The sequence below is a fragment of the Bradyrhizobium sp. SRS-191 genome, from assembly GCF_024586915.1.
Classification (GTDB): domain Bacteria; phylum Pseudomonadota; class Alphaproteobacteria; order Rhizobiales; family Xanthobacteraceae; genus Bradyrhizobium.
The window spans coordinates 626,743-638,227 of sequence record NZ_JANBVS010000001.1 but is presented as its reverse complement, the minus strand read 5'-3'; the positions used below and the strand labels follow the sequence as shown (position 1 = coordinate 638,227).

Annotated in this window: 7 protein-coding genes; 6 read left to right on the top strand and 1 reads right to left on the bottom strand. The window is 66.5% G+C overall.

Annotated elements, in window-relative coordinates; translation table 11 throughout:
* Positions 1–311 precede the first annotated feature (311 nt).
* Positions 312–1,091, top strand: coding sequence for an outer membrane protein (locus NLR35_RS03035; protein ID WP_257165063.1), 780 nt, complete (start codon positions 312–314; stop codon positions 1,089–1,091).
* A gap of 107 nt (positions 1,092–1,198) precedes the next feature.
* Here NLR35_RS03035 and NLR35_RS03030 read toward each other — a convergent pair whose 3' ends face one another.
* A complete protein-coding gene (locus tag NLR35_RS03030; RefSeq protein WP_257165062.1) occupies positions 1,199–1,534 on the bottom strand; it encodes a DUF3551 domain-containing protein in 336 nt (111 codons plus the stop codon).
* A 268-nt stretch (positions 1,535–1,802) separates the two neighbouring features.
* Between NLR35_RS03030 and NLR35_RS03025 the strand changes: the two genes are divergently transcribed.
* From NLR35_RS03025 to NLR35_RS03005, 5 genes are all read left to right on the top strand, one after another.
* Positions 1,803–2,516: an outer membrane protein gene (locus tag NLR35_RS03025; RefSeq protein ID WP_257165061.1), complete on the top strand. Its 714-nt coding sequence runs from the start codon at positions 1,803–1,805 to the stop codon at positions 2,514–2,516.
* Positions 2,517–2,985: 469 nt separating this feature from the next.
* Positions 2,986–6,507 (top strand): DNA polymerase III subunit alpha, encoded by a 3,522-nt coding sequence (gene dnaE, locus NLR35_RS03020; RefSeq protein ID WP_257165060.1) that lies wholly within the window; start codon positions 2,986–2,988, stop codon positions 6,505–6,507.
* A gap of 151 nt (positions 6,508–6,658) precedes the next feature.
* Positions 6,659–9,049: a caspase family protein gene (locus tag NLR35_RS03015; RefSeq protein ID WP_257165059.1), complete on the top strand. Its 2,391-nt coding sequence runs from the start codon at positions 6,659–6,661 to the stop codon at positions 9,047–9,049.
* A gap of 129 nt (positions 9,050–9,178) precedes the next feature.
* Complete coding sequence (locus tag NLR35_RS03010) at positions 9,179–10,525, top strand: S1C family serine protease (RefSeq protein ID WP_257165058.1); 1,347 nt, start codon at positions 9,179–9,181, stop codon at positions 10,523–10,525.
* Entirely contained in the window at positions 10,522–11,484 is a 963-nt protein-coding gene (locus NLR35_RS03005; protein ID WP_257165057.1) for an FHA domain-containing protein, read from the top strand. The genes NLR35_RS03010 and NLR35_RS03005 overlap by 4 nt, the downstream gene beginning before the upstream one ends.
* The last annotated feature ends 1 nt before the right edge of the window (position 11,485 follow it).

Sequence of the window (11,485 nt, the reverse complement as noted above, 5' to 3'; positions counted from 1 at the left end):
GCTGAAGTCTGTTCCGTGACGAGCGCCGCCGGCATCACGATTTCGGCGTCGCTCCGTATTGTGGCGAGCCAGGGACTTTGGTCACGACTCCTCCACACATCTTATTAGTTGTTTGTTTATATGGCGGCCAAAGCCTGTGAAAACAGGCGTTTGCGACCAATCCCCAAAAAGCCGAAAAGAACAGTTCTAATCTGGCACATCAGCGATGTCGGCGGAGCGAGTGCGGAATGCATCGGCGCTTCGTCGCGCTGCATGCGTTTTGGACGGAACCAGAGGGTTTGGGGACCTTGGGACAGAAGCTACGGAGTTCGATGATGAAGACGCTTTTCGGCGCAACGGTGGGGCTCGGCGCGATCGCCGTAGCGACGTCTGCTTTCGCGGCTGATCTTCCGATGAAGAAGGGTCCCTACACCAAGGCTCCGCCCGCGGTCATGGCGACGGTGTATGATTGGAGCGGCTTCTATGTCGGTTTCAACGCGGGCGGCGGCTCGAGCCGCGACTGCTGGAACCTGGTCTCGAACGCCGGCGTGGCAGTCAACCCCGCTCTGAACCGCGAGGGCTGTTCGGGCGGTGGCGGCGCCGCGGTCGGTGGTCAGGTCGGCTATCGCTATCAGATGGCGAACTGGGTGTTCGGTGTCGAAGCGCAGGGTGATTGGGCCAACTTCAAGGGCACGAATCGCAACCTGATCCTGCCCAATGTCAGCGACCGGTCGCGCACCAACGGCTTCGGTCTGTTCACCGGCCAGGTCGGCTACGCCTTCGACAACATCCTGGGCTATGTGAAGGGCGGCGCCGCCGTCGTCGGTGATCGCTATGACACCTTCACCACCAACACCAACGTGATGCTCGACCGCGCCAACACCACGCGCTGGGGCGCGACGATCGGCGCGGGTATCGAATATGGCTTCGCGCCGAACTGGACGGTCGGCGTCGAATACGACCACATCTTCCTCGGCAACAAGAACCTGAACTTCGTTGCCGCTGCGGGGCAGCCGGCGATGACCCATCGCATCAAGCAGGACATCGACATCGGGCTCGTGAGGCTGAACTACAAGTTCGGCCCCGGCTTCGGCATGGGCATGATGCACTGAAGCCCCCGCTGCTGGTCACCCGAAACAGTTCGCCGAGGCCGTGGCCTCGGCGAATGCTGAACTGTGCGTTCTGAGAGGATCGGTGACGCGCGCCGACCAGACGCCGCTCAGTCTTCCTCGAAGACGAACGGGTTGGGGAACGGCGCGTAGGGATTCGGCGCCGGAGGACGTGGCTTGATCCGCTGCCGGTGCGGATAGGGGTAGGGCGTCGCGCGCGGATCGTTGCTGACCCCGGCGAAATAGGGATTGGCGATGCAGGTCAGCAGGCGTCCCGACGCCGTCGCCTGGCACTGCGCATAGCTGTCAAAGGTGCAGTTGCTCAATCCCGGGTGCTGATCACCCTGCAGACAGAACGCATGCCTGACGCCGACGGCGTGCGCCGGGGCATGGGCTGCGACCACGAGGCCGGCTGCAGCCAGGGCCGCAAAGAACACGTCACGCATCAACGATCTCTCCCTTCGCTCCGTGAGGACAGAATTCGCGCGCAGCATGGCAGTGCGATGCGCGACTGTCTGTTCCGTGTGTAGTCGCTCGGCCCTCGATTGCAAATCGGAAAGTTCCATCAACACACTGTGATTGCAGATTAATTTCCTGACATGTCCAACGCGCGTTCAGACGCGATCTGTGACTTCGAGGCTACAGCAATTGTGGCCGATATCGTTAAGAGGTGCGGCTGGCCTGGGGGCCAAATGAGACGAGACTGGACCTGTGATGAAGAAACTTGTGTTGATGACGACGGCGATCGTGGTGCTGGCCTCGCCGGCGCTGGCCGCGGATCTCGCTGCGCGTCCCTACACGAAGGCGCCGGCGCCGATGATGGCTGCGATCTATGACTGGAGCGGCTTCTACATCGGTGTGAACGGCGGCGGCGGCTGGACCCACAACACCTGGGATCTCGTGGGCGGCGGTCGTGAAGGCTCGCATGATGCGTCGGGCGGCACCGTCGGTGGCCAGGTCGGCTATCGCTGGCAGATGGGGCAGTTCGTGTTCGGCGTGGAAGCGCAGGGCAACTGGGCCGATCTCTCCGGCGACAATGTGAGCGCGCTGTTCGGCACGCGTAACCGCACCAAGACCGACGCGTTCGGCCTGTTCACCGGCCAGGTCGGCTATGCCTGGAACAACGTGCTGCTCTACGCCAAGGGCGGTGCGGCGATCACCAGCAACACCTACTCGATCACCAACGCGACCACCGGTGCGTTCCTCGCCTCCAACGACAGCACCCGCTGGGGCGGCGTGGTCGGTGCCGGCCTCGAATACGGCTTTGCTCCGAACTGGTCGATGGGCGTCGAGTACAACCATCTGTTCATGGATCGTCAGACCGTCAGCTTCGGTGCGCTCGGCTCCGACAGCATCAAGCAGGACGCCGATCTGTTCACCGCCCGCCTGAACTATCGCTTCGGCGGCCCGGTGGCGACGCGCTACTGATTCCCTGCCGCATCCATCGATCGATCAAAGGCCCCGGCGTGATTTGCGCCGGGGCTTTTTCGTGGCGCCAACGGCCGGATTAACCACGTGCCGCAGCGGCGCGGCGTTATGCCTGTCGGCGTGCTTGACCTGAGAACGAAAAAGGAACATTGTTCTTTATATGTTCTAGCTCAGGGAGGTCCCCATGCTGAAGGTTTTCGTCGAAGAAGCCGCCGCACTGGCGTCGATCACGCTGTTCGTCGGGATGATCGCGTTGTGGGCGCAAATCATTCCGCAGCTTTGATTTTTGCCGACTGCGACTGGGGAAAAGCGGGACAGCGGTCGGAGCGACCGGACTCCGCGGCGGCTGATCCGATAACATGAGCGGGCGAGTCGGTCGGGCGCTCGGACGGTGACGGTGGTCACGTCCCGCTGCTGCTGACCGGTGACTCTGCTTTCGGTAAGCCCTTCAGGAAGTTGCAAGGCGAGCATGTCCAGCGCCGGATTCGTCCATCTCCACGTCCATTCCGCCTATTCGCTGCTGAAGGGCTCGATCAAGATCGCCAAGCTCGGCGAATTGGCCAAAGCCGATCATCAGCCGGCGCTTGCGCTGACCGACACCGACAACATGTTCGGTGGCCTCGAATTTTCCGACAAGATGGCCGGCTACGGCATCCAGCCGATCGTCGGCTGCGAGCTCGCGATCGATTTCGGCGATATGGACCCGAACGCGCGCAACGCGGCGGCCGTCGCGCAGCCCTCGCGAATCGTCCTGCTTGCCGCGAAGGAGGAGGGCTATCGCCATCTGATGCGGCTGAACTCGCGGGCGTTCCTGGAGACGCCGACGCATCAGGCGCCGCATATCAAGTTCGACTGGCTGACGGAGGGCGTCGACGGTGTGATCGCGTTGACGGGCGGACCTGACGGGCCGATCTCGCTCGCGCTTCAGCACGACATGGCTGCGCTCGCCGCCCAGCGCTGCGAACGGCTGGCGAGCCAGTTCGGCGACCGCCTCTACATCGAGCTGCAGCGCCACGGCGTCGAGCGCGAGCGCCGCGTCGAGAGCGGGCTGATCGACATTGCCTATGACAAGGGGCTGCCGCTGGTCGCGACCAACGAGCCGTATTTCGCCAGCACCGACGACTACGAGGCGCATGATGCGCTGCTGTGCATCGCCGGCGGCCACCTCATCGCCGACACCGAGCGCGTGCAGCTGACGCCCGACCATCGCTTCAAGACCCGCGCCGAGATGGCGGTGCTGTTCGCCGATCTCCCGGAGGCGCTGGCCTCGACGGTCGAGATCGCCGAGCGCTGCTCCTACCGGCCGCGCACGCGCAAGCCGATTCTGCCGTTCTTCACGGTCGGCGCCTCCGGCAGCGATGCCGTCGACGCTGCCAGTGCCGAGGCGGCCGAGCTGAAGCGGCAGGCGGAGGAGGGCCTGGAACGACGCCTCAAGGTGCACGGCATGGCGCCGGGCATGACGGAAGAGGACTATCAAAAGCGGCTCGCCTTCGAGCTCGACGTCATCATGCGCATGAAGTACGCGGGCTACTTCCTGATCGTGTCGGACTTCATCAAATGGGCCAAGGCGCACGGCATTCCCGTGGGACCGGGCCGCGGTTCGGGCGCAGGCTCCCTGGTCGCGTGGGTGCTGACCATCACCGACCTCGACCCGATGCGCTTCGCACTGCTGTTCGAGCGCTTCCTCAATCCCGAGCGCGTGTCGATGCCGGACTTCGACATCGATTTCTGCCAGGACCGCCGCGGCGAGGTGATCTCCTACGTGCAGCAGCGCTACGGCCGTGACCAGGTGGCGCAGATCATCACCTTCGGTACGCTGCAGGCGCGCGGCGTGCTGCGCGACGTCGGCCGCGTGCTGCAGATGCCCTATGGCCAGGTCGACAAGCTGACCAAGCTGGTGCCGCAGAACCCGGCCGCGCCGGTGACGCTCGCCGCCGCCATCGAGGGCGAGCCGAAGCTGCAGGCGTTCCGCGACGAGGACCCGGTGGTGGCGCGCGCCTTCGACATCGCGATGCGCCTGGAAGGCCTGACGCGCCACGCCTCGACCCACGCCGCGGGCATCGTGATCGGCGACCGGCCGCTCAGCGAGCTGGTGCCGATGTATCGCGATCCGAAATCCGACATGCCGGTCACCCAGTTCAACATGAAATGGGTGGAGCCGGCTGGTCTCGTGAAGTTCGACTTCCTCGGCCTGAAGACGCTGACGGTGCTCGACGTCGCGGTGAAGCTGTTGAAGCAGCGCGACATCCATGTCGATCTCGCGACCTTGCCGATCGACGACGCGCCGAGCTACCAGATGCTGGCGAAGGGCGATGTGGTCGGCGTGTTCCAGGTTGAAAGCCAGGGCATGCGGCGGGCGCTGATCGACATGCGCCCCGACCGGTTCGAGGACATCATCGCGCTGGTCGCGCTGTATCGCCCGGGCCCGATGGCCAACATCCCGACCTACTGCGCCCGCAAGCACGGCGAGGAGGAGCCGGAATATCTGCACCCGATCCTGGAGCCGATTCTCAAGGAGACCTTCGGCGTCATCATCTACCAGGAGCAGGTGATGCAGGTCGCGCAGCAGATGTCCGGCTATTCGCTCGGCGAAGCCGATCTTCTGCGCCGCGCCATGGGCAAGAAGATCCGCGCCGAGATGGACAAGCAGCGCGTCCGCTTCGTCGAGGGCGCCGTCAAGAACGGCGTGCCGAAGGACCAGGCCGACACCATCTTCGACCTCCTGGCCAAGTTCGCCGACTACGGCTTCAACAAGTCGCACGCCGCAGCCTATGCGCTGGTGTCCTACCACACCGCCTACATGAAGGCGCATTATCCGGTGGAGTTCATCGCGGCGTCGATGACGCTCGATCTCAACAACACCGACAAGCTCTCGGAATTCCGCGCCGAGGCGCAGCGCCTGGGGATCAAGGTCGAGCCGCCGTCGATCAACCGCTCCGGCCCGACCTTCGAGGTCAGCGGCAACACCATCTTCTACGCACTCGCCGCGCTCAAGGGCGTCGGCCCGCAGGCCATCGAGATGATGGTCGAGGCCCGCAACAAGGGCGGCCCTTTCACCTCGCTCGCCGATTTCGCCAGCCGCGTCAGTCCGCGCGCGATCAACAAGCGCATCATCGAGACGCTGGCCGCCGCCGGCGCCTTCGACTGCCTCGACAAGAATCGCGCCCGCGTGTTCGCCGGCGCCGATGCCATCGTCGCCGCCTGCCAGCGGGCCAACGAGGCTGCGACCTCCGGTCAGAACGACATGTTCGGCAACGCCGCCGATGCGCCGGCGATCATTTTGCCGAACATCGAGAACTGGCTGCCGGCCGAGCGCCTCAGGCGCGAATATGACGCGATCGGATTCTTCCTGTCGGGCCATCCGCTCGACGACTACGCCGCCGCGCTGAAGCGGCTGCGGGTGCAGAGCTGGGCCGAGTTCTCGCGCGCGGTGAAGACCGGCGCGACCGCCGGCAAGGTCGCGGCCACCGTGGTGTCCCGCATGGAGCGGCGCACCAAGACCGGCAACAAGATGGGCATCATGGGCCTGTCGGATCCGACCGGCCATTTCGAAGCCGTGCTGTTCTCCGAGGGGCTTGCGCAATATCGCGACGTGCTCGAGCCGGGCGCCGCGGTGCTGCTGCAGCTTGGCGCCGAGCTGCAGGGCGAGGATGTCCGTGCCCGCGTGCTGCATGCCGAGCCGCTCGACGATGCCGCGGCCAAGACCCAGCGCGGCCTGCGCATCTTCCTGCGCGACACCAAGCCGCTCGATTCCATCGTCAAGCGGCTGCAGGGACCCGAAGGCGCCGCCGCCAACGGCCATGGCGCGGTCGCCAAGAGCGCGGCGCCGCCGCCGCGGGCAGCGGCGGGTGAGGGCGAGGTCTCCCTGGTCATGATGCTCGATCTCGAGACCGAGGTGGAGATGAAGCTGCCCGGACGCTTCAAGGTTTCGCCACAAATCGCGGGTGCGATCAAAGCGGTGACCGGCGTGGTCGAGGTGCAGCAATTGTAACCGGTGGTGGCCGTTTGCTGAATTCATCGTCGACGTCGATCTGACCGATAAAAAGCTGCGCGCGGGCTGAACGGAACGCCTCCGTTCAACCGCGGTTCAGCCATCGCCCCGCTGAATCCGCGGCATGTGCCTCGAAAGGGCTGGAACCGTCATGCGCTTGGTCAAGATCAACCTCACCATTCTGTTCGGTGTCTCGCTTTGTCTGATGGCGCTGAGCGCCGGGGCGCTGCCTGCCGCAGCGCAACAGCCGGGTCCGGAGAAGCGCATCGCGCTGGTGATCGGCAACGGCGCCTATGCGAAAGGGCAGCTGGCCACGGCGGCCAATGACGCGGGTCTGATCGCGCAGACGTTGCAGGCCGCGGGCTTCGACGTGGTCGGTGCGCGGGATCTCGATGCCGATACGCTGAGAAAGAGCTTTCGCGATTTCATTCACAAGGCCCAGTCGGCCGACGACAACACCGTCGCGATGGTATATCTCGCAGGCTACGGCTTGCAGCTCGCCGGCGAGAACTATTTCATCCCGGTCGATGCCAATATTGCCAGCGACGTCGACATTCCGACCGAGGGGCTGCGCCTCAGCGACTACACCCGCCAGCTTGCTGCGACGCCGGTGAAGGCAAGCATCGTCGTATTGGACGCGGCTCGTCAGCAGCCCTTCATCACCAGCGGGCCGGCGATCGCGGGCGGGCTGGCGCTGGTCGACCCCGACAACAAGATGCTGATCGCCTTCAATGCGGCGCCAGGCACGATTGCGCCGGCTGAGACCGGCTCCTACGGCATCTATGCGCAGTCGCTGGCGGAGATGATCCGAACCGGAGGGCTGCCGCTGCCGGAGGTGTTCGATCGTCTGCGGCTGCGGGTCAACGAGGCAACCAAGGGCGCCCAGGTGCCGTGGGATGCGCAGAAGATCCAGACAGCGTTCACCTTCTTCGAACGGGCGCCGGATGCGCCGGCGCCGCAGGCGTCCGTCGAGCAGACCGCCGCCCTGCGGGCGCGGCCGATTCGCGATCTGTCTGTGCAGGAGGCCTACACCGCCGCGCTCGAGCGCGACAGCCTGCAGGGCTACGAGGATTTCCTCGCGGCCTATCCGAACGATCCACTGGCGCGGCGGGTGCGGGCCATCGTCGCCGCGCGCCGTGAAGCGCTCACCTGGCGGCGGACCTACCGCGCCGACAGCCCGGAGGCTTATTGGTCGTATCTGAGGCGTTATCCCAATGGCGCCCACGCCCCGGATGCGCGTCGGCGGTTGGCGATGCTGTCGTCGCCGCCGGACCCGCCCGCGACATTCGCCATGATCGAATACGACGTGCCGCCGCCGCCGCCGGACGAGGTGGTCTATGTGGAGCGGCCGGTGCTGCTGTTCTCGGATCCCGAGTTCGGCTTCGTGCCGCCGCCGCCCCCGCCGGTCTACATCTTGCCGCCGCCGCCGCCTGACTTCGTCGACCTCGCGCCGCCATACGCGCCGGTCGGGGTGTTCATCCTGCCTCGGCCGGTCTTCGTGCCGATCCCGGTCTATGTGCAGCCGCCGGCGATCGTCGTGCCGCCGCCGAACAACATCATCTATCAGAACATCCACAACACCACGGTGATCAACACGGTCATCAACCGGCCGGTGGTGACGCCGGCGGCTCCCGCCGGTCCCGCAGGGCCGGCCGGTCCAGCCGCGCCGACAGCCGTTGCTGCGCCCGTCATCACGCCATCTTTGCCGCCCGCAGCGTTGCAGCGCGCCTCGCTCATTCAGCAGGGCAAGGCTCCCGTTCCGGGAGCGCCGATGGGGCCGGGCGGCCGAGGCCCCGGAAATGCTCCTGCCAATGGACCAGCCGCGACGGTGACGCCCACCGCACTGCCCAATGCCCCGGGCAGGCCGGGCCCCGGGGGAGTCGGCTTGATGGCGCCCACTACTTCCAATCCGCTTCCGGTACCCGGCAGGGGCGGCCCGCCCGTTCCGGTCAACCCGGCTCATCCGCCCACGCCTGCGGTTGCCGCGCCCGCTCCGGGACAGGCCGGGCGACCCGCGACGACCGCAACGATGCCGCCCGCGCGGGAGCCGGCAGCCGGAGTTCAGGCGAACCGCACGCCCGGTGGCCTGCCGGCACCCGCCGTGAGGCCGGCAGAGCGAGCCGATCGTCCGGTCCCGCCGACTGTGAGCCCGCGCGGACCGGAAGCCCGGCCGCGGATCGAGCCGCCTGTGCCCAGCCGGGTCGAGCGCCGCGCCCCGCCGCAGATGGCGCGACCGAGCCCACCGCCGCAGATGGCGCGGCCAAGTCCGCCACCGCAGATGGCGCGGCCAAGTCCGCCACCGCAGATGACACGGCCGAGCCCGCCGCCGCAGATGGCGCGGCCGAGTCCGCCGCCGCAGATGGCACGGCCAAGCCCGCCACCGCAGATGGCGCGGCCGAGCCCGCCACCACAGATGGCACGGCCGAGTCCGCCTCCGATGGCCATGGCACGGCCGCCCGGGCCGCCCCCGATGGCGAGGCCTGCTGGCCCTCCACCACAGGCGCCGGGCAAGAAGTGTCCGCCGAACGTGCCGCATTGCTGAGCGGACCCGCGCCGCCGCGGCGGCGCGGGCGTTGCATCGCAGGCCCGTTTTCGATATTGGCCGGTTCGCCGGACTGATCGATCGTGGGCGCAGGACGTCGGCAGCCGACGACCTGTTGCGGGGGCATCATTGATTTCAGCGTTTGTTCGGACGGTGCACGCGCTGCTATTGCAAGGCGCAATCCTGGCCGCCCTTTGCAGTTCGGCAATGACGGTCTTGCCGGCGTCCGCCGGTGCCCAGGCGCTGCCCGGCGCCGAAACCGTCTACGCTTCGGCGCCGCCCCGCCTGCTGCAGATCCGCACGCTGCTGGCCGATGCCGGCCGCCAGACCTCGACCGGCTCCGGCTTCCTGGTCTCCGCCGACGGGCTTGCGATCACCAACTATCACGTCGTGTCGGATGCGGCGCTCGAGCCGAAGACCTATCGGCTCGAATACACCGGCGCCGACGGCACCCAGGGCGCGGTGACGCTGCTCGCCGTCGACCTGCCGAATGACCTCGCGCTGGTTCGCGTCGACAAGCAGAATGCGCCGTTCTTCACCTTCGACAAGGCCGCGCTCGACGGCAGCCTGCCGAAGGGCGAGCGGCTCTATTCGCTCGGCAACCCGCTCGACCTCGGCTTCACCATCATCGAGGGCACCTATAACGGTCTGGTCGAGCACAGCTACAACGATCACATCCACTTCACCGGTGCGCTCAATCCCGGCATGAGCGGTGGTCCCGCAGTCAACGCGCAGGGGCAGGTGGTCGGCATCAACGTCGCCACGCGCCGCGGCGGCCAGCTGATCAGCTTCCTGGTGCCGGCGCGCTTCGCGGCCGCGCTGCTCGCGACGGATCGCGTAGCCCGGTCGACGGCAGGCGATCTGCGCAAGGACGTGATCGCCCAGCTCGCGAGCTGGCGCGGCGCGCTCTACAAATCCCTGAGCGACGAGGGCTTCCGCGACCGCGTGTTCGGCTCCTATCAAGCGCCGGAAACGCGGGCAGGGTGGTTTGAATGCTGGGCCAGCACCAATGCCGGCGCCTCGCCCAAGCCGCGCGCCAGCATCAACTCCACGAGCTGCAAGGCCGAGGCTGGCGTGTATGTCGCCTCCGACCTCAACACCGGTACCGTCGAGGTCAATCACTCCTACGCCAAGTCGATCGACCTCAATCAATTCCAGTTCGCAACCGTGCTGACGCAGCTGGCGCAGCCGCGCCTCTCCTTGGGCGGATCGTTCCGCAAATGGTACACGCCGCAGCATTGCCACGAGGATTTCGTCGGCCTCGCGCCGGCGGCGGATCATCCGCCGTTGCGGGTGATGTGGTGCGCGCAAGGCTATCGCGAGTTCGACGGACTCTATGACGTCGTGCTGGTGGCCGTGACGCAGGACCATGCCGATGAGGCGCTGGTGTCGCGGCTCAATCTGCAGGCGATCGCCTATGACGACGCGTTGCGGCTCGGCAAGAGCTTCCTCGAACGGCTGCAGGTCGCCCGATGATCTGGATCGAGATCCTCTCCAAGCATCGCGACGTCGCCGGCCGCTTCCGGGTCGATGCGGCCGAGATCCACATCGGTCGCGGCTACGACAATCACGTCATCCTCGATGATCCCTTCGTCGCGGCGCGCCACGTTCGCATCTTCCGCGATGGCGAGGGGCGTCTCGTCGCCGAGGATCTCGGCAGCGCCAACGGCCTCTATCTCGACCGCAGCAAGACCCGTAAGCCGCAGCTCGTCCTCGACGGCAGCAAGCCGATCCGGATCGGCCAGACGCTGCTGCGGGTCCGCGATGCCGCCCATGCCGTCGAGCCGGAGCGGCTCGTGGGCTCGGAGCGCAGCATTCTCCCGGTCGTCGCGGCCGTGGCGCTCGGCGCCGTTCTGCTGGCGCTCAATGGACTCCTGGTCTGGTTCGCGCAGACCTCCGAGCCGCACCTGTCCGACTATCTGGTGCCGATGCTGACGCTGATCGGGGTCGTCCTCGCATGGGTGGGCGTATGGGCGCTGCTCGCACGGCTGTTCTCCGGACGATCGCACTTCCTGCGTCATCTGCTCATCGCCGAGGCCGGCCTGGTCGCATTCTGGTTCTATAGCGAGTTCGCGCAGATCGCGTCCTTCGCCCTGACATGGACGACCGTTTTCACCTACGGCTACGTCGTCGCCTGGATCGTTCTCGCGACGGCCTGCTTCCTGCACCTGCGCGAGGTCGGGCGCACCCATCTGGTTGCCAAAGGCATCGTGGTCGCGGTCCTGCTCGTGGTCGCCATCGCGGTCCAGTCCCTGCAGCGGTCGGAGGCGTTCGCCAATTCGGGCCGTCCCAATGTCAGCCACGTGCTGATGCCGCCCGCCTTGCGCCTGGTCCCGCTCCGGGAGCAGCAGGCCTTCTTCGACGATCTCGGGCGCATGAAGGCGAAGCTCGATGCCGACCGTGCGGAGCTGAAGCCGGCCAGCGCGGAGCGCTGAG

Excerpts from the sequence above, each read along its gene's own strand:
- NLR35_RS03035 (WP_257165063.1), top strand. The coding sequence starts at position 312 with ATGATGAAGACGCTTTTCGGCGCAACGGTGGGGCTCGGCGCGATCGCC.
- NLR35_RS03030 (WP_257165062.1), bottom strand. The coding sequence starts at position 1,534 with ATGCGTGACGTGTTCTTTGCGGCCCTGGCTGCAGCCGGCCTCGTGGTC.
- NLR35_RS03025 (WP_257165061.1), top strand. The coding sequence starts at position 1,803 with ATGAAGAAACTTGTGTTGATGACGACGGCGATCGTGGTGCTGGCCTCG.
- dnaE (WP_257165060.1), top strand. The coding sequence starts at position 2,986 with ATGTCCAGCGCCGGATTCGTCCATCTCCACGTCCATTCCGCCTATTCG.
- NLR35_RS03015 (WP_257165059.1), top strand. The coding sequence starts at position 6,659 with ATGCGCTTGGTCAAGATCAACCTCACCATTCTGTTCGGTGTCTCGCTT.
- NLR35_RS03005 (WP_257165057.1), top strand. The coding sequence starts at position 10,522 with ATGATCTGGATCGAGATCCTCTCCAAGCATCGCGACGTCGCCGGCCGC.